25 protein-coding genes are annotated in these 22,260 nt (G+C 64.3%); 12 read left to right on the forward strand and 13 right to left on the reverse strand.

Annotated features, from left to right (window positions below; all coding sequences use genetic code 11):
- Window positions 1-41: 41 nt before the first annotated feature.
- The gene (locus Q0L25_RS07720; RefSeq protein WP_296613079.1) at window positions 42-1,085 is read right to left on the reverse strand and encodes a rod shape-determining protein; all 1,044 of its coding nucleotides are present in this window, start codon (window positions 1,083-1,085) and stop codon (window positions 42-44) included.
- A 142-nt stretch (window positions 1,086-1,227) separates the two neighbouring features.
- Between Q0L25_RS07720 and mutL the strand changes: the two genes are divergently transcribed.
- From mutL to Q0L25_RS07740, 4 genes are all read left to right on the forward strand, one after another.
- Window positions 1,228-3,045 carry a DNA mismatch repair endonuclease MutL gene (gene mutL / locus Q0L25_RS07725; protein ID WP_296613081.1) on the forward strand — a complete coding sequence of 606 codons (1,818 nt, stop codon included), beginning with the start codon at window positions 1,228-1,230 and terminating at the stop codon, window positions 3,043-3,045.
- A 5-nt stretch (window positions 3,046-3,050) separates the two neighbouring features.
- A complete protein-coding gene (locus tag Q0L25_RS07730; protein ID WP_296613398.1) occupies window positions 3,051-3,491 on the forward strand; it encodes a DUF6386 family protein in 441 nt (146 codons plus the stop codon).
- Window positions 3,492-3,585: 94 nt separating this feature from the next.
- Complete coding sequence (locus tag Q0L25_RS07735) at window positions 3,586-3,849, forward strand: hypothetical protein (protein ID WP_296613083.1); 264 nt, start codon at window positions 3,586-3,588, stop codon at window positions 3,847-3,849.
- A gap of 96 nt (window positions 3,850-3,945) precedes the next feature.
- Window positions 3,946-4,584, forward strand: a complete 639-nt coding sequence (locus Q0L25_RS07740; protein ID WP_296613085.1) for a hypothetical protein — start codon at window positions 3,946-3,948, stop codon at window positions 4,582-4,584.
- A 357-nt stretch (window positions 4,585-4,941) separates the two neighbouring features.
- Here the strand turns inward: Q0L25_RS07740 and rplI are convergent, their stop codons facing one another.
- The 4 genes from rplI to Q0L25_RS07760 all read right to left on the reverse strand — a co-directional run bounded on the left by rplI (window position 4,942) and on the right by Q0L25_RS07760 (window position 6,824).
- Window positions 4,942-5,556 (reverse strand): 50S ribosomal protein L9, encoded by a 615-nt coding sequence (rplI, locus tag Q0L25_RS07745; protein ID WP_296613086.1) that lies wholly within the window; start codon window positions 5,554-5,556, stop codon window positions 4,942-4,944.
- Between the two features lie 12 nt (window positions 5,557-5,568).
- Window positions 5,569-5,793, reverse strand: coding sequence for a 30S ribosomal protein S18 (gene rpsR, locus Q0L25_RS07750; protein ID WP_066583513.1), 225 nt, complete (start codon window positions 5,791-5,793; stop codon window positions 5,569-5,571).
- Between the two features lie 12 nt (window positions 5,794-5,805).
- Complete coding sequence (gene rpsF, locus Q0L25_RS07755; protein WP_066583510.1) at window positions 5,806-6,204, reverse strand: 30S ribosomal protein S6; 399 nt, start codon at window positions 6,202-6,204, stop codon at window positions 5,806-5,808.
- Between the two features lie 149 nt (window positions 6,205-6,353).
- The gene (locus Q0L25_RS07760; protein WP_287978553.1) at window positions 6,354-6,824 is read right to left on the reverse strand and encodes a DUF4142 domain-containing protein; all 471 of its coding nucleotides are present in this window, start codon (window positions 6,822-6,824) and stop codon (window positions 6,354-6,356) included.
- Between the two features lie 207 nt (window positions 6,825-7,031).
- Here Q0L25_RS07760 and fabD point away from each other — a divergent pair, with 207 nt between their 5' ends.
- The 6 genes from fabD to mltG all read left to right on the forward strand — a co-directional run bounded on the left by fabD (window position 7,032) and on the right by mltG (window position 11,990).
- The gene (gene fabD / locus Q0L25_RS07765) at window positions 7,032-7,967 is read left to right on the forward strand and encodes an ACP S-malonyltransferase (protein ID WP_287978587.1); all 936 of its coding nucleotides are present in this window, start codon (window positions 7,032-7,034) and stop codon (window positions 7,965-7,967) included.
- A gap of 63 nt (window positions 7,968-8,030) precedes the next feature.
- Window positions 8,031-8,771 (forward strand): 3-oxoacyl-[acyl-carrier-protein] reductase, encoded by a 741-nt coding sequence (fabG, locus tag Q0L25_RS07770; protein WP_287978550.1) that lies wholly within the window; start codon window positions 8,031-8,033, stop codon window positions 8,769-8,771.
- Window positions 8,768-9,283: a hypothetical protein gene (locus Q0L25_RS07775; protein ID WP_287978548.1), complete on the forward strand. Its 516-nt coding sequence runs from the start codon at window positions 8,768-8,770 to the stop codon at window positions 9,281-9,283. The genes fabG and Q0L25_RS07775 overlap by 4 nt, the downstream gene beginning before the upstream one ends.
- A 95-nt stretch (window positions 9,284-9,378) precedes the next feature.
- The gene (locus tag Q0L25_RS07780) at window positions 9,379-9,615 is read left to right on the forward strand and encodes an acyl carrier protein (RefSeq protein ID WP_066583498.1); all 237 of its coding nucleotides are present in this window, start codon (window positions 9,379-9,381) and stop codon (window positions 9,613-9,615) included.
- 118 nt (window positions 9,616-9,733) lie between these two features.
- Window positions 9,734-10,993 carry a beta-ketoacyl-ACP synthase II gene (fabF, locus tag Q0L25_RS07785; protein ID WP_296613099.1) on the forward strand — a complete coding sequence of 420 codons (1,260 nt, stop codon included), beginning with the start codon at window positions 9,734-9,736 and terminating at the stop codon, window positions 10,991-10,993.
- Window positions 10,994-11,000: 7 nt separating this feature from the next.
- A complete protein-coding gene (mltG, locus tag Q0L25_RS07790; protein WP_287978540.1) occupies window positions 11,001-11,990 on the forward strand; it encodes an endolytic transglycosylase MltG in 990 nt (329 codons plus the stop codon).
- A gap of 145 nt (window positions 11,991-12,135) precedes the next feature.
- Here mltG and eda read toward each other — a convergent pair whose 3' ends face one another.
- The 8 genes from eda to Q0L25_RS07830 all read right to left on the reverse strand — a co-directional run bounded on the left by eda (window position 12,136) and on the right by Q0L25_RS07830 (window position 19,749).
- Window positions 12,136-12,750: a bifunctional 4-hydroxy-2-oxoglutarate aldolase/2-dehydro-3-deoxy-phosphogluconate aldolase gene (eda, locus tag Q0L25_RS07795; protein ID WP_287978538.1), complete on the reverse strand. Its 615-nt coding sequence runs from the start codon at window positions 12,748-12,750 to the stop codon at window positions 12,136-12,138.
- Window positions 12,747-13,715, reverse strand: coding sequence for a glucokinase (gene glk, locus Q0L25_RS07800; protein ID WP_287978536.1), 969 nt, complete (start codon window positions 13,713-13,715; stop codon window positions 12,747-12,749). The genes eda and glk overlap by 4 nt, the downstream gene beginning before the upstream one ends.
- 185 nt (window positions 13,716-13,900) lie before the next feature.
- Window positions 13,901-15,712, reverse strand: a complete 1,812-nt coding sequence (gene edd / locus Q0L25_RS07805) for a phosphogluconate dehydratase (RefSeq protein WP_287978534.1) — start codon at window positions 15,710-15,712, stop codon at window positions 13,901-13,903.
- 155 nt (window positions 15,713-15,867) lie between these two features.
- Window positions 15,868-16,581, reverse strand: a complete 714-nt coding sequence (pgl, locus tag Q0L25_RS07810; protein ID WP_287978532.1) for a 6-phosphogluconolactonase — start codon at window positions 16,579-16,581, stop codon at window positions 15,868-15,870.
- A 56-nt stretch (window positions 16,582-16,637) separates the two neighbouring features.
- Window positions 16,638-18,107 carry a glucose-6-phosphate dehydrogenase gene (gene zwf, locus Q0L25_RS07815; protein ID WP_296613109.1) on the reverse strand — a complete coding sequence of 490 codons (1,470 nt, stop codon included), beginning with the start codon at window positions 18,105-18,107 and terminating at the stop codon, window positions 16,638-16,640.
- A gap of 85 nt (window positions 18,108-18,192) precedes the next feature.
- Window positions 18,193-19,122 carry an N-acetyl-gamma-glutamyl-phosphate reductase gene (argC, locus tag Q0L25_RS07820; protein ID WP_296613111.1) on the reverse strand — a complete coding sequence of 310 codons (930 nt, stop codon included), beginning with the start codon at window positions 19,120-19,122 and terminating at the stop codon, window positions 18,193-18,195.
- Window positions 19,119-19,286, reverse strand: a complete 168-nt coding sequence (locus tag Q0L25_RS07825; RefSeq protein ID WP_296613112.1) for a hypothetical protein — start codon at window positions 19,284-19,286, stop codon at window positions 19,119-19,121. Before Q0L25_RS07825 ends, argC begins: the two co-directional genes overlap by 4 nt.
- Before the next feature lie 142 nt (window positions 19,287-19,428).
- The gene (locus Q0L25_RS07830) at window positions 19,429-19,749 is read right to left on the reverse strand and encodes a MarR family transcriptional regulator (RefSeq protein WP_066583478.1); all 321 of its coding nucleotides are present in this window, start codon (window positions 19,747-19,749) and stop codon (window positions 19,429-19,431) included.
- Between the two features lie 259 nt (window positions 19,750-20,008).
- On the opposite strand from Q0L25_RS07830, the gene secG reads away from it, so the two are divergent.
- Window positions 20,009-20,443 (forward strand): preprotein translocase subunit SecG, encoded by a 435-nt coding sequence (gene secG, locus Q0L25_RS07835; protein ID WP_296613400.1) that lies wholly within the window; start codon window positions 20,009-20,011, stop codon window positions 20,441-20,443.
- Window positions 20,444-20,541: 98 nt separating this feature from the next.
- Entirely contained in the window at window positions 20,542-22,176 is a 1,635-nt protein-coding gene (locus tag Q0L25_RS07840) for a CTP synthase (RefSeq protein WP_296613114.1), read from the forward strand.
- The last annotated feature ends 84 nt before the right edge of the window (window positions 22,177-22,260 follow it).

Below are 22,260 nucleotides of genomic sequence, written 5' to 3' on the forward strand. Positions count from 1 at the left end.
GATTCTTTCGTTCTCAGGCTTGGATCAGGCCCGAGATTCAATCAAGCGTTGTGCAGCACACCGCGGAACATCGGATCTTCCAGCGCACGGCCGGTGCCCAAGGCGACACAGGTCAGCGGGTCCTCGGCGATCGTCACCGGCAGGCCGGTCTCGTCGCGCAGCACTTCGTCGATCCCCGCGAGCAGCGCGCCGCCACCGGTGAGAACGATGCCCTGATCAACGATGTCGGCGGCGAGTTCGGGCGCCGTGTTCTCGAGCGCGATGCGCACGCCCTCGACAATCGTTCCGACCGGCTCCGACAGCGCTTCGGCGATCTGGCCCTGATTGATCTGGATTTCCTTGGGCACGCCATTGACCAGGTCGCGGCCCTTAATGTGGATCGTCTGGCCGATGCCATCGGCCGGCGGCTTGGCGGTGCCGACTTCCTGCTTGATCCGCTCGGCGGTCGCTTCGCCGATCAGCAGGTTATGGTTGCGGCGAACATAGCTGACGATCGCTTCGTCCATCTTGTCGCCGCCGACCCGCACCGACGTGGTGTAGGCGAGGCCGCGCAGCGACAGCACCGCGACTTCGGTCGTGCCCCCGCCGATATCGACGACCATCGATCCGATCGGCTCGGTCACCGGCATGTCGGCGCCGATCGCGGCGGCCATCGGTTCCTCGATCAGCCATACCTGACTGGCGCCGGCGTTCGACGCGGCATCGCGGATCGCGCGGCGTTCGACCGAGGTCGAGCCCGACGGCACGCAGATCACGATCTGCGGCCAGCGCATGAAACGGCGTTGCCCGCCATGCACCTTGTGGATGAAGTGCTTGATCATCTGCTCGGCGACGTCGATGTCGGCAATGACGCCGTCGCGCAACGGGCGGATGGCCTGGATACTGTCGGGCGTCTTGCCCATCATCAATTTGGCGTCGTCGCCGACGGCCTTGACCTTCTTGACCCCGTTGATCGTCTCGACCGCCACGACCGACGGTTCGTTGAGCACGACGCCACGACCACGCAGATAGACGACGGTATTGGCCGTCCCCAGATCGATCGCCATGTCGTGCGACATGAATTTGAAGAAACGCGAGAGGACCATTTCGTTTTGACCGTCCGAATTCGAGGCCGATGTGACAGCATGCGCCGGGTTGTTTCATCCCGTCCGCCAAAGCCAAATCCGGGCTCCGGTTTATTGGCATTTGCGGTCGCGGGATGGCGTCGCTTGGTCTAGAGTCAAACCCATGTCAATACGCCGCCTCCCCGAGCATCTCGTCAACCGTATCGCTGCCGGTGAAGTGGTCGAAAGACCCGCCAGTGCGTTGAAGGAATTAATCGAGAACGCGATCGATGCCGGGGCCGGCCGGATCGCCGTAAAACTGGCCGCCGGCGGGATCGATCTGATCGAGGTGGCCGACGACGGATGCGGCATGACTTCGTCCGACATGGTGCTTGCGCTTGAGCGACATGCGACCTCGAAATTGCCGGATGAAGCGATCGAGAATGTCGCGACCCTGGGCTTTCGCGGCGAGGCGCTGCCGTCGATCGCCAGCGTCGCGCGGCTGACACTCGAAAGCCGGGTGCGGGGCGCCGATGGCTGGCGGCGCGTGGTCGACAATGGCGCGGTGGTCGAGGAGGGCCCTGCGGGGCTTCCGCCGGGCACGCGCGTCCGCGTCGAGGCGCTGTTCGACCGCGTGCCTGCGCGCCGCAAGTTCCTGCGCAGCCCGCGCGCGGAATATGGCGCCAGCCTCGACGTTGTCCGGCGCCTCGCCATGGCGCGACCCGACATCGCCTTTTCGGTCGAACATGACGGCAGGCGCGCGCTGTCGACCAACGCGCCGGAGGATCGTCCCGGCCGCGTCGCCGCGCTGACCGATCGCGCACTGATCGAGAACAGCGTCGCCATCGACCTCGAGCGCGAAGGCGTGCGGCTGGGGGGCGTGGCCGGTCTGCCGACGTTCAATCGCGGCGTCGCCGATCACCAATATCTGTTCGTCAACGGCCGGCCGGTGAAGGACCGCCTGCTCGCCGGCGCGGTGCGTGGCGCCTATGCCGAAATGCTGCCGCGCGACCGGCATCCGGTGGTTGCCTTGTTCCTCGATCTCCCCGCCGACATGGTCGACGTCAACGTCCACCCGGCCAAGACCGAGGTCCGCTTTCGCGAGCCGCAGATGATCCGCGGTCTGATCGTCAGCGGCCTTCGGCGCGCGCTCGACGAGGCGGGGCATCGCAGCGCGCAACGACCCGATGAGGCGGCGCTGGCGGCGTGGCGGAGCGAATATAGCCCCTCCCCTTCAGGGGAGGGGTTGGGGTGGGGGAGCGCCCCCAATTCGGCGCTGGATTTGTGGCACGCCCCCACCCCCTACCCCTCCCCTGAAGGGGAGGGGCTCAGCAGGGTCATGGAGCGCCGTCCGACCTTCGCGGTGCCGCCGCCGGCCGCGCGTGCCGAGCCGGCCTGGGCACCGCCGCCGGATACCATCTCACACCCGCTCGGCGTCGCGCGCGGCCAGGTCGCCAAGACTTATATCGTCGCCGAGGCCGAAGACGGATTGGTGCTGGTCGATCAGCATGCCGCCCACGAACGCCTCGTGCTCGAACGGATGCGTGCCGCGCTCGCCGGCGGCAAAGTCGCGGCACAGGCTTTGCTGTTGCCCGAAGTGATCGAGCTCGACGAACCCGCTTGCGACCGTCTCGAAGCGAGGATCGAGGAACTGGCCGAACTCGGCCTCGACCTCGAACGCTTCGGTCCCCGCGCGATGCTGGTCCGCTCGACGCCGGCGTTGCTGGGGCAGGGGGACGTCACCGGCCTCGTCACCGACCTCGCCGACGAACTCGCCGCGTTCGACCAGGCGCTGAGCCTCAAGGAACGGCTCGATCACGTCGCCTCGACCATGGCCTGCCACGGCTCGGTCCGTGCGGGCCGCGTGCTTTCCGTCGCCGAGATGAACGCGCTGCTCCGCGAAATGGAAGTCACGCCGCATTCGGGCCAGTGCAACCACGGTCGCCCGACCTGGGTGAAACTTGCCCACTTTGATATTGAAAAGCTTTTTGGACGGAAGTGACCGCAATGCTCGATGACGCCAATTTGATCGTGACAGACACTGCAACGATCTGCATTTTCGATCTGGCCGCTATGGCGCATCGCAAGGACGACGTGGGCGATTGGTGGTCACTTTGGCAGAACCGTGAGGTTGAGATCAAAGATGGCAACGCGCTGTTTCTGAACGTCGGTGATGACGGGGCGTATCGAATAGAGGTCACGCAACGCGAGGGTATCAGTCTGCCGGGCTATTGTTTGGCCACGCCTTCGGGAATCATATTCATCGGACCCGGAGAGGAAATGTCGGGCGGTGGGTTCGAGCCGGACGGCAAATGGGGCGGCTTTTTCTTTGCCGTGAACGCGCCGCACCAGAAAGTTAGCATTTCAAGGGACGGCAACGCGATTTCGGTCAATCTTCAGGCGTCCCAGCCATTCGAGAACGAGCCCATTGAGTCGATTCATCTCTGAAGGCGCAGCGAACGTGCTTCCATTTAGGTAAAGCTCGCCCATGGCGATATCGAGAAGCTGTTCGGGCGGAAGTGAGCGCGGAACGGGAAACGAGATGACTTGGAAATTCCATCAAGCAGCGAATGTCGCCAGCATAACCTGCACATCTGTGGTTTCAGGGCATCCGGTCCTCGTTGCAACACATCATGAAGACGACCATTCCTGGTCATTTCTGGACGGCCAGCCGTTCGATCCGGCAACGTCATTGGTCGTCGCGATGTCAAAGGTTGTGGATCGGCACCCCGATATCGTTGAAATTGCCGATCTGCCTCCCCGGCTGGTCGGCGACCCGTTCGTCCGGTGGCGAACCTTGGTCTAGGCAGCAGAACGATTGAGTTTCGGGGGTAGCCGCCGCCCCGTTTTAATGCTTGCTCTACGGTGATGCTCGCGGACGGCAGTATCGAGAAAAGCTCGCGTGCTGGAAAGCGTGTCTGGAGATAGGGCGATGCTTAGGCTGTTTAGCCAGTGGCGAGAAAAGCGGGATGCCGAGAGTCGGCTCGAACTACTCCGCGCGCGCCTGGATGAGCCCGTCGAAGCTCGTAATACGGCAGCGCTCCTTCCGGCCGTCGTGCCCGCCAATTTCGAGGCGGATTGGCTGGGTCCAGTCGAACCGATCGGCAATTTGCCTTTCGTTACGATCTGGGGTGTGGTCGGCGAGAGCAACACGATCGTCTATGTCAGCCATGAGCAGGCCGCCTATTGGGAAGGCAGGGGGTTGGACTGGCGCGCGCTGGCGATGCGTAATCTGCGTAATGCGAGTATCCCAGGTGCTAACGGCGAGAAGCTCGATGACGAAGGGCGCCCGTTCGTAAAGGTCATGCTCCAGCCGGATGCGCTTGGACCATCACGTCTGTTGTTGCCGCGACTTTTCGAGGACGAACTTGGTCCCGACTATCTCGTAGCTATTCCCGAACGCTCCTGCGCCATCGCGTTCCGTCGGGAGCTTACTCCCGCGCAGCAGTCCGATATCGACCACATGATCGACGGCTGTTTTCGTCATGGTACCGAACCGGTAAGCCCCGAACGGTTTTCGGCCCGATGCTTCTGGGTGTGAGACGTTTCCTTGCCGGAGGTCCGACGGCTGGCCACTACGAAAGCTGGCTTCTTTGCCGGGGCGAGCAAAATGTTCCGCTTCCGAAGAAAAACTTTTCCGTTCATCTCCTGGAAACTTCGGGCTGCCGTGCGCATTTCTAGCAGCGAACAAGGTTGTTGATGAACTGGAATTGACCGTGAAGGTGTTGCCGTTCGTGTTCGCTCTGGTGCCCTTAGTGGCAGTCGTGAGTGCCTGCGTTTCGACGTACTGATCCCCCACAGTGCGTCGCTAGTCGACCCTATCCCCCCAAGGGTCGCAAAGAAAAGGGCCGCCCGGGTATTCCCGGACGGCCCTTTTTCTTGACTTCAGCAGAAAGGCTTACGCTTCCGAAGCCTCTTCGCCGGCCGGAGCGGCCTCAGGCTGAGCCTCGGCGGTTGCGCCCGGCTCGGCATTGGGATCGTAATCCTCGGTGAAGCCGGTGACGTCGCGGCCTTCCTCGAACATCTGCGCCATGACGTCGACGCCCTTCGACTGCATCTCGGCCTCTTCGGGCGAGCGGGCGACGTTGACCTTGACGGTCACCGCGACCTCGGGGTGCAGCTGGACCTTGACCTCATACACCCCGATCGCCTTGATCGGCTTGGCAAGGACGATCGCCGACTTGGCGACCTTGTGGCCGTCGGCTTCGAGCGCTTCGACCAGATCGCGGACCGCGACCGATCCGTAGAGCTGGCCGGTGTTCGACGACTGGCGGATCAGCGTGACCGAAACGCCCTCGAAATTCTTGGCTTCCTTCTCGGCATCGGTGCGGCGCGACGCATTGTCGGCCTCGATGCGGGCGCGGTTGGCCTCGAACACCTTGCGGTTGGCTTCGTTGGCGCGCAGCGCCTTCTTGTTCGGCAGAAGGTAGTTACGGGCAAAGCCGTCCTTGACCTTCACGACATCGCCGATGGCGCCGAGCTTCTCGACGCGTTCCAGCAGAATAACGTCCATCGCGGGCGCTCCTTACTTTACCAGGTAGGGCAGCAGGCCCAGGTGACGGGCGCGCTTGATGGCCTGGGCCAGCTCGCGCTGCTTCTTCGCGCTCACCGAAGTGATGCGCGAGGGGACGATCTTGCCACGCTCGGAAACGAAGCCCTGCAGCAGCCGGACGTCCTTATAATCGATCCGGGGGGCGTCCTTCGCGGAGAACGGGCAGCTCTTGCGGCGGCGGAAAAAGGGTCGTGCCATGGTCGTTGCTCCTTATTCGCCGTCGAAACCGCCGCGGGGACCGCGGTCGTTGCGCTCACCGCGCTCGCTGCGACGCTCGCGATCGCGCTCATTCTTGCGCATCATCACCGAGGGGCCGGTCTCGTGCTCGTCGACCTTGACGGTCATGTAGCGGATCACGTCTTCGTTGATCTGGGTCTGGCGCTCCAGCTCGGCGACGACCGAACCCGGCGCGTCGATCTCGAGCATCACGTAATGCGCCTTGCGGTTCTTCGCGATGCGATAGGCCAAGCTGCGCAGGCCCCAGGTTTCGGTCTTGACGACCTTGCCCTGATTGTCCTCAATGATCTTGGTGGCGGCTTCCGCCAGGGCGTCCACTTGCGCCTGTGCCAGATCCTGGCGCGCAAGGAACACGTGCTCGTAAAGAGCCATGCTTCTTCCTTCGTTGGCCGATCGCTGACGCCGCACCATGCGGACGCCCCTCCGGCTATCGTCTCAAAAACAACCGGGCGGGAATCGCATCCCGCCCGGAAGCTCGCGCCTATAGCGCAAGCGGTGGAATTCTCAACCCCTGTCGGGTGTCACAGACTTTGTGCCAGTCGCAGGTGCTTGCGAAGCGCCGGCAGCGTCCTCTCCGCGAGCGCGGCCGTGCCGTCTCGGCCGGTCCGGGCCTGTTCCTGGAAGTCGGCTATGTCCTTGCGATGATCGTCGACCATGTAGCGGGCAAATTCGCGGTCGAACGCTGCCCCGCGCAGGCGCGACAGGCGACGATATTCGGCCTGCGCCTCGGGCATCATGGCGGTCGGCACGGCGACGCGATTGTGGTGCGCGAGTGCCACGGCGTCCGTCTTTGCCTTGGCATGGTCGCGCTGAAGCGTGCGGCCATAGGCCCGCGTCGCCGGCCGCGCCGCGCGTGTCGCGGCCAGGGCGCCGAGGCGCATCTCCGAATTGTCGCCCTTGATGGCGTCTTGCAGGAACTTGCCCGTAGGGGCGGCCGATGCCGAGGCAGGTAGCAAGACGACGGCGAATGCCGTCAATGCAAGAAGTCGCATGATAGTCTCCGGTACAATGACGTCCGTCAGTGAGACGGGCGGCCCACCCTCAAGGTTCCGGGCGAAATGCCTAACTTACGTTGCTGGCGGAGCGGACCCGCCCATGCAGTGCCGAACAGTGCTGCTCGCAGTGCACCAAAGCCGTCAACCGAACTTGCGTAACGAGCGCGGCATTTCTAGTGCCGCACCCTCAATCGGGAGAGGATGATGCGCGCTTTCATATTTCCGGGGCAGGGGAGCCAGGCAGTCGGCATGGGCAAGGCGCTGGCCGACGCGAGTGCGGCTGCGCGCGAGGTTTTCCAGGAGGTCGACGAGGCGCTGGGACAGCATTTGTCGGTGCTGATGTTCGAAGGTCCCGCCGACGAGTTGACGCTGACCGCCAACGCGCAGCCGGCGATCATGGCCAACGCGATCGCGACGCTCCGCGTCCTGGAGAAGGAAGGCGGGCTCAAGCTTGCCGACAAGGCCGATTACGTCGCCGGGCACAGCCTGGGCGAATATACCGCTTTATGCGCCGCGGGCGCGCTCGATCTCGCCACCACTGCAATATTGCTGCGCCACCGCGGCGAGGCGATGCAGGCGGCGGTACCGGTAGGGGTGGGCGCGATGGCGGCGTTGCTCGGCGCCGACCTCACGATCGCGCAGAAGATCGCCGAAGCCGCGGCGCAGGGCGAGGTCTGCACCGTCGCCAACGACAACGATCCGTCCCAGGTGGTGATCTCGGGAGCCAAGGCAGCGATCGATCGCGCGATCGAGATCGCCAAGGAATTCGGCGCCAAGCGCGCGATCGCCTTGCCGGTGTCGGCCCCATTTCACTGCCCGCTGATGCAGCCCGCCGCCGAGGCGATGGACAAGGCGCTGGCCGAAGCACGGATCGACACGCCGCTGGTGCCGGTGTTCGCCAACGTGACGGCGCAGCCCGTCAGCGACGTCGACACGATCCGCAAGCTGCTGGTCGAACAGGTGACCGGCATGGTGCGCTGGCGCGAATCGGTGGTCAATATGACGAATACGGGCGTCGAGCGCTTCGTCGAATTCGGTGGCAAGGTGCTGAGCCCGATGGTCAAGCGCATCGTCCCGGATGTGGATGCGTCGAGCGTGATTACGATGGACGATATCGAAGCGTTGGCTAAGTCGTTTTAGGTCGCGCAACCCTTTGCGCCTCAGCGCCTTTGCGTGAATTATTGAGAATCCGGAGATAAGAAAATGTTCGACCTCACAGGCATGACCGCTCTCGTTACCGGCGCCTCCGGCGGGATTGGGTCGGCGATCGCGCAGGCGCTGGCCGGGCAGGGGGCCAGGCTGGCGGTATCGGGATCGAATGCCGATAAGCTGGAGGCGTTCCGGGCCTCGCTCGGTGGTGATCATGTGGCGCTGCAATGCGATCTTTCGGACGGCGCCGCGGTCGACGCGTTGGTGCCGCGCGCGGTCGAGGCGCTGGGCGGCAAGCTCGATATCCTGGTCAACAATGCCGGCGTCACGCGCGACAACCTGGCGATGCGGATGAAGGACGAGGAATGGGAACAGGTCATCAAGGTCAATCTTGAGGCCGCCTTCCGCCTGATCCGGGCCGCCGCCAAGCCGATGATGAAGGCACGCTACGGCCGCATCATCTCGATCACCTCGGTGGTTGGTGCGACCGGCAATCCGGGCCAGGCCAATTACGCCGCGTCCAAGGCGGGGCTGGTCGGCATGTCCAAGGCGCTGGCGCAGGAACTAGCCAGCCGCAACATCACGGTCAATTGCGTCGCCCCAGGCTTCATCCGCTCGGCGATGACCGACGTTCTGCCCGAGGCGCAGAAGACCGCCTTACTCGGCCGCATCCCGGCCGGCGATCTCGGCACGGGCGAAGATATTGGCGCCGCCGTGGTCTATCTGGCCTCGAAGGAAGCCGGCTACGTCACCGGCCAGACGCTCCACGTCAACGGCGGGATGGCGATGCTGTGAGGACCATCCTGATCGCGGCCGCCCTCTTCGCGCCAGGCACCGCTTGGGCGGCTTCGGGCGATATCGGCTGTATCGAGGGCAAATTGGGCGCGACCGCGATGCAGCGGATCGGTGACGGCGTCGTCGCCGCGGCCGACAAGGGCGGCAATCCGGCGAGCGCGCTCGACGCCGACCGCGAAGCGCTGATTGCCGCAAGGGCGGCCTGTCGCACCGCGGGCAATTGGTCGCCGACCGCGATCCAGATCGCGGTATCCTACACCCAGGCGCGCGCCACCAGGCTCGGCGCCGAGGCGGCATTGCGGAAGGATGGCCTGGACGCGACCAAGTTTGCTGCCGCTTATGCCGCTTTGCCCGTCCCGGATCGCAAGAGCCTGATCGAAAAGGCGTCTTCGGGTGCGCTGGCCGCGGTGACGAGCACTTCGGCCCAACCGCGGGTGCGGCGCCATGTCCTGCTTTACTTCTCCGCGCTGGCGGCAATCGAGTTCTATCCGGCCGAGTTCGCCGCCGCCTGAGCCTGCGCCCTCTTGCGCGGGCACCCCTCGCGTTCTACGTGCGTTCAGGAAACTCCCCGGGGTGGACTCCGGAAACAATAGAGGGAAGCTGACGAATGAGCGATACTGCCGACCGGGTGAAGAAGATCGTGGTCGAGCACCTGGGCGTCGAAGCCGGTTCGGTGACGCCCGAGGCTAGCTTCATCGACGATCTCGGTGCCGACAGCCTCGACATCGTCGAGCTGGTCATGGCGTTCGAGGAAGAGTTCGGGGTCGAAATCCCGGACGATGCCGCCGAGAAGATCACGACTGTCAACGACGCGATCACCTATATCGACGCGCATCAGGGCTGAGCCCTCTTTTCCGTGGCTGACGGCCGCGGGCGTATAGAGTAACGAGCGGCTCCCCGTCCCAGGGTTACCCAGGGCCGGGGGGCCGTTTCGCTGTAAGAGACTTGGATTGGAGAAAACCATGCGGCGCGTAGTCGTGACCGGCCTGGGCCTGGTGACCCCCCTTGGGGCGGATGTCGAGACGACCTGGAAGAACATCATCGCGGCCAAATCGGGCGCGGGGACGATCACCAAGTTCGATGCGACCGACTTCCACAGCAATTATGCCTGCGAAGTGAAGCCGGCCGACCACGAATATGGCTTCGATCCCGACAAGCGCGTCGACCACAAGGTCCAGCGCCAGGTCGATCCGTTCATCGTCTATGGCATCGATGCCGCCGGCCAGGCGCTCGAAGATGCCGGGCTGACCGAGATGAGCGAAGAAGAGCGTTTTCGCGCGGGGTGCTCGATCGGGTCGGGAATCGGCGGCCTGCCGGGCATCGAGAGCGAATCGCTGGTGCTCGCCGCAAAGGGACCCAAGCGCGTCTCGCCGCACTTCGTCCATGGCCGCCTAATCAACCTGATCACCGGTCAGGTGCAGATCAAATACGGCCTGATGGGCCCCAACCATGCCGTCGTCACGGCCTGTTCGACCGGCGCGCATTCGATCGGCGACGCCGCGCGGATGATCGCGATGGACGATGCCGACGTCATGCTTGCCGGCGGCTCGGAAGGCGCGATCTGCCCGATCGGCATCGCCGGGTTCGGCCAAGCACGCGCGCTGTCGACCGGCTTCCGCGACGAGCCGTGGCGCGCGAGTCGTCCCTATGACCGGGATCGCGACGGCTTCGTCATGGGCGAGGGCGCCGGCGTCGTCTGCCTCGAGGAATATGAGCACGCCAAGAAGCGCGGCGCCAAGATCTATGCCGAGGTCGTCGGCTATGGCCTGTCGGGCGATGCCTATCACGTCACCGCGCCGCACCCCGAAGGATCGGGCGCGTTCCGCTCGATGGAAATGGCGATGCGCAAGTCGGGCCTCGACCTGAGTGACATCGACTATATCAACGCCCACGGCACCTCGACTCCGCTGGGCGATGAGCTTGAGCTCAACGCCGTGCGCCGGTTGTTCGGCAACAACATCGCCAATCTGTCGATGTCGTCGACCAAGTCGGCGATCGGTCATCTGCTCGGTGGCGCCGGTGCGGTCGAATCGATCTTCTGCATTCTCGCGCTGCGCGACCAGATCGTTCCGCCGACGCTCAACCTCGACAATCCGAGCGACAATTGCGCGGGCGTCGACCTCGTCCCGCACGTCGCCAAGGAGCGCCAGGTCAAGGCGGTGCTCAACAATTCGTTCGGCTTCGGCGGCACCAATGCCAGCCTGGTGATGAAGGCGATCTGATCCCGCCATGGCCAGGAAGAAGCGTGGCGGCGGCCGGTTCGGATGCCTTGGCCTAGTCGCCGCGTTGCTACTCGTCCTGGGCGGTGTCTGGCTGGTCCATAGCTGGGGCGGCCGCGGGCCGCTGGAAAAGAATGTCACCGTCTCGATCGCTCCTGGCACCAGCCTCAACAAGGCTGCCGAGCAGTTGGAGCAGGCCGGTGCGATCTCCTCCGCCAGCCGCTTCACCTTGCTCGCCAAGGTCTTCGGCGGCGGCGCCGGGATCAAGGCGGGCGAGTATCGCATTCCAGCACATCTCAGCCAGTCGGACATCCTGAAGCTGCTGCAAGGCGGCAAGACGCTCCAGCGCTTCATCACCATTCCCGAAGGCTGGCCGTCGATCATGGCGCAAGAGCGGCTGATGGCGATGTCCGAGCTGACCGGAAAGATCGAGGTGCCCGCGGAAGGGTCACTGTTGCCGGACAGCTACAGTTTCGAACGTGGCGACAGTCGTGCGGCGATCGTCGCGCGAATGCAGCGCGCAATGTCGCTGTATCTCGACCAGGCCTGGGCGAAGCGCTCGCCGACGACCGTTGCCAAGACGCCGCGCGAGGCGCTGATCCTCGCGTCGATCGTCGAGAAGGAAACCGGCAAGCCGTCGGAGCGGCGGATGGTGGCGGCGGTGTACTCGAACCGGTTGAAGCGCGGCATGCCGCTGCAAGCCGATCCGACGGTTATCTACCCGGTGACCAAGGGCAAGCCGCTCGGCCGGCGTATCCTGCGTTCGGAGCTCGAGGCGAATAACGGCTATAATACCTATGCGATGACCGGCTTGCCTAAGGGCCCAATCGCCAATCCAGGGCGAGCGTCGATCGATGCGGTGCTCAACCCGGCGGAGTCGCAGGCGCTCTATTTCGTCGCGGATGGAACGGGCGGGCACGTGTTCGCGGATACGCTCGAACAGCATAACGCCAATGTGCAGAAGTGGTACGCGATCCGGAGGGCAAGGGGGGAGATGTAGCACTAAACCCCTCTCCCTTTGGGAGAGGGAAGGGGCCCGCTCGCATAGCGAGTGGGAAGGGTGAGGGTGGGGTAGAATGGCCCAGGCACCCTCACCCTTCCGCCGACTTCGTCGGCTCCCTCCCTCTCCCAACGGGAGAGGGAATTTAACGCAACGCCGCCGCCGCTCGCGCCTTAGCCTCGACCTCTTCCGGCGTGCCCGAACACACCCAGCTACCGCCCACACAGAGCACCGGTTCGAACGCCAGCCATTCGCTCGCATTCGCCTCGGTGATCCCGCCGGTCGGGCAGAATTTGCACTGATAGAACGGTGCCGCCAGGCTCTTGAGCGCCTTCAGCCCGCCATTGGCCTCTGCCGGGAAGAATTTGAAGTGCGTGAGCCCGAGATCGAGTCCGCGCATCAGGTCGGCCGAATTGGCGATACCCGGCAGATAGGGGACGCCGCTGGCGATGATCGGTTCGGCGAGTCGCTCTGTCAGGCCGGGCGACACGATGAACTCGGCGCCCGCGTCCATTGCCTGCGCGAACTGGTCGGGATTAATGACGGTACCCGCACCGACGATCGCACCGGGGACCTTCTTCATCTCGCGGATCGCATCGAGTGCCACGGGCGTGCGCATCGTCACTTCGAGCGCAGGCAGGCCGCCTTTGACCAAGGCTTCGGCGAGCGGCCGCGCCGTCGCCAGGTCCTCAATCACGATTACCGGGATGACCGGCGCCGCCAGCATGATGCGTTCGATCGGATTGGCGGTGTCGCTCACTTGGCATGCTCCTGGGCAAAGGCTGCCGCGGCGCCGTAAAGGCCGGGCTGGGGATGGGTGATCAGCTTGACCGGCGTGCCGGCCATCATCTGTTGGAACCGGCCCTTGGCGGTGAAGCGTTCGGAAAAGCCCGACCGCGCGAAATGCTCCTTGAGCTTCAGGCCCAGGCCACCGGCGATGACGACATCCTTCGCGCCCTGCATCAGCGCGAGGTCGCCGGCGAACGCGCCGAGCGCGAGCACGAAGCGGTCGAGCGCGGCGATCGCCAGGCTGTCCGATCCTTCGAACGCCATCGTCCAGATCGTCTTGTCGTCGAGATGACGGATCGCCTTTCCTTCGATCTCGGCCAGCGTCTCGTAGATCGCGACGATCGCCGGTCCGGCGCAGATCCGCTCGGCCGACACGCGAGTGAACGTCTTGCGCAACCGCTTGAGGATAGCGTCCTCGAACGCATCGAGCGGCGCGAAATCGACATGGCCGCCTTCGGTCGACAGGACGTGATAGGTGCCGCCGGCGTGCAGCACCCCCGCCACGCCCAAGCCCGTGCCCGGCCCGCAGATCGAGGTCACGCCGGCGCGCGCCAATGGCCGCTTGGGACCGCAGATATGCTGGAAATGTTCCTCGGGTAGCTGCGCCACCGCATGCGCGATCGCGCCGAAATCATTGACGATGACATAGGTGTCGGCGCCAAGCCGCTCGGGGATCAGCGCGGGGCGGATGATCCAGGGATTGTTGGTGAGCTTGATGACGTCGCCCCCAACGGGCGAGGCAACGGCAATCGCCGCCGCCTTGGGCAGATCGCGGCCGAGCTGACGGCCGAAATCCTGCCATGCTGTCTGCAGCGAGGCGTGTTCGGCGGTCTTCTGGGTGACTTCCGGTCCCAGCGAGACGACCTTGCCGTCCGCCACCTCGGCGATGGCAAAGCGGGCGTGGGTGCCCCCGATATCGACTGCGACGACTTCCATATGTCTCCTCAACCTCTCCCAAACCGTCATCCCAGCGAAAGCTGGGATCTTATGCCGTATTGGACACACGCTTGAGACCCCAGCTTTCGCTGGGGTGACGGCTAGCATTTTTTGATCGCACAAAGACGCAAAGAGCCGAAGAAGAGAGAGCAGCTTTGCGCCTTCGCGTCTTTGTGCGAGTCAAATCATAACCCAGCGCCCGCGAAAATCGCCGAAGCGCCCAATTCCGCTTCGTCGGCCGCGCCACGGAAAAGGCCGAACAACTCACGGCCCATACCTTCGGCAGCCGGCGGGCATTCGGCAAGATCGCGCGCATCCCATTCGACCGCATCGACCAGCGCGTCGAGCGTGCCGTTCACCGCGTCGAGCCGGATGACGTCGCCGTCGCGCACGCGGCCGAGCGGACCGCCGCCCAAGGCCTCGGGCGAGCAATGGATCGCGGCGGGGACCTTGCCCGATGCGCCGGACATACGCCCGTCAGTGACCAGAGCGACGCGGTGGCCCTTGTTTTGCAGCACACCCAAAGGCGGGGTCAGTTTGTGCAATTCGGGCATGCCGTTGGCGCGGGGACCTTGAAAGCGCATCACCACGACGACGTCGCGATCGAGTTCGCCCGCCTTGAACGCCGCCTGGACGTCGGCCTGGTCGTGGAACACGCGGGCAGGCGCCTCGACGACCCAGCGATCCTGGTCGACCGCCGATACCTTGATGCAGGCGCGGCCGAGATTGCCGGTCAGAATGCGGAATCCGCCTTCGGCTGAGAAGGGATTGCCCGCCGGTCGCAGGATCGTTTCGTCGCCGCTAGCACCGGGATCCTCCCAGCGCAGGCCATCGCCATCGACCACCGGGCGCTTGCCGTAATCGGCGAAATCGCCCGCAACGGTGAGGATATCGCCGTGCAGCAAGCCGGCGCCGAGCAATTCGCGGATCACGAACGGCATGCCGCCGGCATCCTCGAACCCGTTCACATCGGCCGATCCGTTGGGATAAACACGCGCGACAAGCGGCACGACGCGGCTCAATTGATCGAAATCTTCCCAATCGATCACGATCCCCGCCGCGCGCGCGATTGCCGGCAGATGGATCAGATGATTGGTCGATCCGCCCGTCGCCAGCAGGCCGACCGCGGCGTTGACGATCGCGCGTTCGTCGACACAATGCCCGAGCGGACGGTAGTCGTCACCGTCCCAACCTATCTCGGCGAGACGATGCACCGCCGCGCGGCTCAATTCCTGGCGTAACTTGGTGCCGGGATTGGCGAAGGCGGCGCCGGGCATGTGCAGGCCCATCACCTCCATCATCATCTGGTTGGTATTGGCGGTGCCGTAAAAGGTGCAGGTGCCCTTCGAATGATAGGCGCCGATCTCCGCTTCGAGCAGTTCCTCGCGGCCGACTTTTCCTTCGGCGAATTGCTCGCGCACCGCCGCCTTGGCCTTGTTGGGGATGCCGGTCCGCATCGGTCCGCCGGGGACCAGAATCGTCGGCAAATGGCCGAAACGCAGCGAACCCATCAGCAAACCGGGCACGATCTTGTCGCAAATGCCGAGCAAAGCGGCGCCCTCGAACAGGCCGTGGGTCAGCGCGATTGCGGTCGACAGCGCGATCGTGTCGCGGCTGAACAGCGACAGCTCCATGCCCGGATAGCCCTGGGTCACGCCGTCGCACATTGCAGGTACGCCGCCGGCGACCTGCGCGGTCGCGCCGACCTCGCGCGCCCAGACCTTCATCTGCTCAGGATAGCGATAATAGACGGCATGCGCCGACAGCATGTCGTTGTAGGACGTGACGATGCCGATATTCATTGCGGCATTCGTCTTCATCGCGTCGCGATCTTCCTCGGTTCCTGCATAGCCGTGCGCGAGGTTGGCGCAGCCTAGCGTCGCACGCGATCGCGACCCGCGGTCGCGCTCACGCTCGATCAGATCGAGATAGGCGCGGCGAGTCGGACGCGAGCGTTCTATGATGCGGGCCGTGACGGCGGAAATTGCCGGATTCATGGTCTTGGGGTCCGTTTGCCAGGAGCCGGACGTGCCAGCTCTTTCAACTTCGTCCTAGACCTACCCAACGTCCGGGCAAGCCCGCGCGCCTCACGGGGCGACGGAAATTCGTATGCGCTGAAATCGGTGCTGATCTCTCGGCGGCCTGACCGTGCCTATGGCGCCCAATGGATGTCGACAGGGAGTTCGGTATCGGCGAGCACGCGCCCGATCGGATAAGACGAGCTCGGTCCCTGGCTGATCGCGTCTTCCAGCACCTTCTTCTTGTCGGCACCGGTGATCGCGATGATCACCGCCGCCGACGAGACGATCGCGGCGCGGCTGAGGGTCACGCGCGCGACGGGTGCTTCCGGGGGCAGCGGATCGGGCATGACGCCGAGCATCCGGCGTTCCTTGGGGCCGTTCAGCGCCTCGTCGAAATCCGGGCCCGGGAAGATCGAGGCCGTGTGACCATCGGCGCCGATGCCGAGCAAGCAGAGGTCGAGCGGCCAGTGCAGGTCCTGCGTCAGCGCGTCGGCCGAACGACCGGCCGCCTTATAATCCGCGGTTGCTTGCGGCACGATCGGCATGACGCGCGCGCCGAGCGGCAGGAAGGTCTTCGCTATCATCGTCACATTGGACAGAGGATCGCCGAGGGGCACAATGCGCTCGTCACCCGGGATGATCGTAACGCGCTTCCACTCAAGCTTCGCCTTGGCCAACCGCTCATAGACCGGGATCGGCGTCTTGCCGCCGGCCAGCGCGATGACCGCGCCGCCGCGCGCTTCGATGGCGCTTTCGATGATGAAGCCGATATCGCCGGCGACGGCATCCGCCATCTCGTCGGTATCGTCATATTCCCACCATTCGATTTCTTCGTTCGCTGCCATGTGTAGCTCTCTTTTTGCGCTAGCCCTCTCCTGCTTGCGGGAGGGTAATTAGAAACTCAATCGTCCTGCCACGTCACGCCATCGCGCTCGGTCAGCGCGATCGAGGTCGACGGGCCCCAACTGCCCGAGGCGTAGCTCTTGGGCTTCATGTCGTTGGCGGCCCAGCCGGCGCGGATCGCGTCGGTCCAGGCCCATTGCGCTTCGACCTCGTCGCGGCGGACAAACAACGTCTGGTCGCCCTCGATCAGGTCGAGCAGCAGCCGCTCATAAGCGATGCGGCGGCGCGCGCCGGCGAATTCGGCGTCGAGGCTGAGGTTGAGCGGAACCTCGCGCAGATGGATCCCTTCGCGATCGAGTCCCGGCTCCTTCGCCATCACCAGCATCTGGATATATTCTTCGGGCTGCAGACGGATGATCAGTTTGTTGGGCTGCAACAGGCCGCCCCGGCCGGCGAACATCGAATGCGGCACGGGCTTGAACTGGATCGCGATCTCGCTGCGGCGGACCGCCATGCGCTTACCGGTGCGGAGATAGAAGGGCACACCCTGCCAGCGCCAATTGTCGATCCGCGTCTTGATCGCGACGAAGGTCTCGGTGGTCGACGGCTTGCCGAGCTCGTCGAGATAGCCCTTGACGATCTCGCCGCCGACCGCGCCGGGGCCGTATTGGCCGGTGACGGTGTTCTGCGGCACTTCCTCGGGCGTCATGACGTGCAGGCTGCGGAAAACCTTCGCCTTTTCGTCGCGGATCGAATCCTTGTCGTAACGGGCAGGGGGCTCCATCGCGATCAAGGCGACGAGCTGGAGGATATGGTTGGTGACCATGTCGCGGAGCGCGCCGGCGCCGTCATAATAGCCGGCGCGCTCCTCAAGCCCGACCGTCTCGGCGACGGTGATCTGGATGTTGTCGATCCCTTGCGCGTTCCATACCGGCTCGAAGAACGAATTGCCGAAGCGCAGCGCCAGAATGTTCTGGACGGTTTCCTTGCCGAGATAATGGTCGATCCGGAAAATCCGGTCCTCGGGGAAGACCGCGGCAACCGCGTCGTTGATTTCACGGCTCGAGGCGAGGTCGTAACCGAGCGGCTTTTCCAGTCCGATGCGGACATTGCCATGCGCGAGACCGGCGCCGTGGAGCCCCTTGATCGTCGGCTCGAACAGGCTAGGCGCGGTCGACAGGAAGATCGCCAGGCCCTTCGACGTATCGCCGAGCTCGTCGGACAGGTCCTTGAAATGATCGGCCTGGGTCGCGTCGAGCGCCTGATAGTTCAGCCGCTTGAGGAACGAGGCGATCTTGTCTTTGTCCTTGCGATCGTTGGGCAAATATTTGTCGAGCGCTTCCTTGGCGAATTTTCGGAAGGCGTCGTCCTCAAAGACCGTCCGCGCGGTGCCGGTGATCGTCATGTCGGCGGGCAACAATCCGTCTTCATCGAGGCCGTAGAGCGAGGGCAGCAGCATGCGCTGCGACAAATCCCCGGTCGCGCCGAACAGCAGCAATTTGTCTAGCGGCTGGCGCGTTCCGGGCATCTGGTTTTCCTCGTTTAGACCGTTGGTCCTGCGCATCTCGCAGGGGGGTGTATGTGGAGACCGGCGAGAATTTAGGGGCGCGCGCTCATAAAGTCAGGCCCGCGACCGGGTCGAATCCGGCCATGATGTTGAGATTCTGCACGGCGGCCCCCGCCGCGCCCTTGCCGAGATTGTCGAGCGTCGCGATCAACCGCGCCTGTCCAGTCTCGGCATTGCCGCAGACGCGTACGGTTAGGCGATCGCTGCCGGCATCGTCCTCGATCGTCACGAATTGCGTGTCGGTGGCGCCGATCCGGATCAGCGGGCTGTCCTTATACGCCTCGACCAATGTCGCTTCGAGCTGTGCCAGCGAAGGTTTGCGCGGCAGCGCGTGAAGCGGCACGGGCACTTCGACGATCATGCCGCGATAGGTATCGGCGACCGCCGGCGCGAAGATCGGCGGATGCGCGATGCGGGCGTGCTTCTGCATCTCGGCGACATGCTTGTGCGCCAGACCCAGAGCGTAGAGGCGAGCGCGGGTCTTCGCCTTGCCCTCTTCGAATTCGGCGATCATCGATTTGCCGCCGCCCGAATAGCCGGAGATCGCGTTGACGCTGAGCGGCCAATCGTGCGGGATCAGGCCGGCGCGGATCAATGGCCGAACCAGCGCCAGGAATCCGGTCGGGTAACAGCCGGGATTGCTGACGAAGCGCGCCTCGGCGATCGCCGCTTGCTGGGCCGGCTCAAGCTCGGCGAAACCATAGGTCCAGCCCTCCGCGACACGATGCGCGGTGGAGGCATCGATCACCCGTGTCTTTTCCGAGGTGATCATCTCCACGGCTTCTCGCGCGGCATCATCCGGCAGGCACAGGATGACGAAATCGGCGTCGTTAAGCGCCTGCTTGCGCGCTGACGAATTCTTCCGCACCGCATCGTCGAGCGTGACGAGAGTGACATCGCTCCGCCCGGATAGCCGTTCGCGAATTTCGAGCCCGGTCGTGCCGGCACCGCCGTCGATGAAGACGTCGACGTTCATGCCGCGAGATCCAGCGCTGTGCGGTCGACATAGCCGGCGAGACGCCGTTCGGGCGATACGCCCCAGGCGACGTCACGCGACACTTCGAGAACTTCGAAGCTCTCCCCCGCCGCGAGTTCGGCGAGTAGCTCGGACTTCGGCGATGATTCGGCGTGCAGGGTCACGGCGCGGGTTACTACACAGGGCAGGGGCGCTGCGTAATGCGGCGCGAATACGTATTCCGCCAACCGGATGTCGGCGAGGTCACGTCGAATCGCGTTATGGCGCGGATCGATGGGGACCGACGGCCCGGTCAGCGCAAATGTTCTACGCGGTGGCTCTGCGGGCGCGGGGCGGGTCGCTTTCTCCCACAAATTGTCCGAATTCTTCAAGAAAGCCTGCCCCTTCGGTAGTACGCGCGATGAAGATGTTGCGCTTGTCGGTATCGTCGCGCTGGCGGCGCAGATAGCCGAGCGCCCCCAACCTATTCAAGGCGCGTGTCACGACGGGCTTGGAAACGTTCAGCGCACGGGCGAGTCCGCGCACGGTGTGCGGTCCCGGGCTCAGATAGACGACGAGCAGCAACGCCATCTGCCGGTTGGTCAAATCGGGCTCGCCGGATCGGACATAATCGACCAGCGTATTCATCCACCGCGCTAGCGGGGAGCTGTCGAAAGTGCTGGCAATGTTCATGTCGGTGCTCACTGATTGTCCACAGGGCTCGAAAGGTGATCGCTATCGCAAGCGTAACAACGTGCGCGGAGGCGATTGAGTTTCAGCCGAGTTTCAATGCGGACACGAAATGTCATGGAAACGCCACGTGTCGTCCGGCCGATGAGCGGTTGATCGCGGGGATGGGGTCGCCTATGTGCCCGCTTTCTCCAGTTTCGCGGGTCACAGTCGTTCGATGCTCTTCACCTTCGTCCTTGTCGTTCAGTTGCTCGTCGGCGCAGCGCTCGTCACCATCATCCTGATGCAGCGTTCCGAAGGCGGTGGCCTGACCGGCGGCGGTAGCCCGGCGGGATTGATGTCGGCGCGCGGTGCGGCCGATTTCCTGACGCGGTCGACGGCGATCCTGGCGACGGTCTTCGTCTCGCTGACCATCCTTCTGGCGGTTATGGCGGCGACCCGCCACGCGACCACGATCGACACTTCGCTCAACCGTGCGGCGCCGATCAATGCGCCGGCGGGCAGCGCTCCGCAGCCGGCGGGCGGCGCCTTTGGTGGCGCTGCGGCCAATGCGGCGGCAGGCGCGGGCGGTAACCTGACGTTCCCAGGTGCGGTCACGCCCGCAGAGAACAAGGCTGCTCCGGCGAGCAACGGCGCGGTTCCCGTCCGCTAAATTCATTTCGTTCTAACCGCCCGCGCGGACTTTTTGTTCGCGCGGGCGGAGTCGCGTGCTTGCGGCACGCCCCCATTCCAAGCTAGGCGGTGATTCCCATGGCGCGGTTTATTTTCATTACCGGCGGCGTGGTCTCCTCGCTCGGCAAAGGTTTGATGGCGGCTTCCCTGGCTGCCCTCCTCCAGGCACGTGGTTATCGCGTGCGCATTCGGAAATTCGATCCCTATCTCAACGTCGATCCGGGCACGATGAGCCCGTATCAGCACGGCGAGGTCTATGTGACCGATGATGGCGCGGAGACCGACCTCGATCTCGGCCATTACGAACGCTTTACCGGCGTCGCGGCGCGGCAGTCGGATAATGTCACCTCGGGACGCATCTATCAGCAGATCATTCAGCGCGAACGGCGTGGTGATTATCTCGGCGCGACCGTTCAGGTGATTCCCCACGTCACCGACGCGATCAAGGCCTTCGCGCTGGCCGAAACCGACGACCTCGACTTCGTGCTGTGCGAGATCGGCGGCACCGTCGGCGACATCGAATCTCTGCCGTTCATCGAGGCGATCCGCCAGATCCGCAACGATCTCGGCCGCGGCAATTCGATCAGCATCCACGTGACCCTGGTGCCGTACATCGCGGCGGCAGGCGAGCTGAAGACCAAACCGACGCAACATTCGGTCCGCGAACTCGCCGCGCTCGGCGTCCAGCCGGACGTGCTGGTGTGCCGTTGCGAGCAGCCGCTGCCGGCAAGCGAGCGCGCAAAGATCGCCTTGTTCTGCAACGTCCCCAAGGAAGCGGTGATCCCCGCGCTCGATGCCAAGAGCATCTATGCGGTGCCGGTGCAATATCACGAGGAAGGCCTCGACGATGCTGTCCTCAACGCCTTCGGTATCCTGCCAGGCGGCGCTCCGGACCTTTCGCGCTGGACCGACATCGTGGACCGGCTGACCAATCCGGAAGGCGAAGTGACGGTCGGCGTGGTCGGCAAATATGTCGGCCTGCAGGATGCGTACAAGTCGCTCAACGAAGCGCTGGTCCATGGCGGAATCGCCAACAAGGTGAAGGTCAACATCCGCTGGATCGACGCGGAAGTGTTCGAGCATGGCGACAGCGACATCGCCGCCAGCCTGGAGCCGTGCCACGCGATCCTGGTTCCCGGTGCGTTCGGCGAGCGCGGTGCGGAAGGCAAGATCGCCTCGGTCAAGTTCGCGCGCGAACGCAACGTGCCCTATTTCGGCATCTGCTTCGGCATGCAGATGGCCTGTGTCGAGGGCGCGCGGAACCTGGCCGGAATCGAAAAGGCCTCGTCGACCGAATTCGGCCCGACCGACGAGCCGGTCGTCGGCATAATCACCGAATGGATGTCGGCCGAAGGCGTGCAGAAGCGTGAGGCTGGCGGCGACTTGGGCGGCACGATGCGACTGGGCGCCTATCCGGCGAAGCTCGACGGCAATAGCGTGGTCTCGTCAATCTATGGCGCGACCGAGATCAGCGAACGCCACCGCCATCGCTACGAGGTCAATACTGGCTATCGGGACCGGCTCGAAAAGGGCGGGTTGGTATTCAGCGGCATGTCGCCCGACGGCATGCTGCCCGAAATCGTCGAGCGTCCCGATCACGCTTGGTTCGTCGGCGTGCAGTTCCACCCGGAATTGAAGTCGAAGCCGTTCGACCCTCACCCGTTGTTCGCAAGCTTCATCGCCGCGGCGGTCCGGCAGAGCCGGCTGGTCTGAGTAATCACCCGCTGTTGAAAAGTTGACCGGCGTCAAAGTTGGTGACGCTGGACTGCTCCATTCTGCGCCGACAATATCGTGCGC

The organism is Sphingomonas sp. (assembly GCF_024508665.1).
Classification (GTDB): Bacteria; Pseudomonadota; Alphaproteobacteria; order Sphingomonadales; family Sphingomonadaceae; genus Sphingomonas.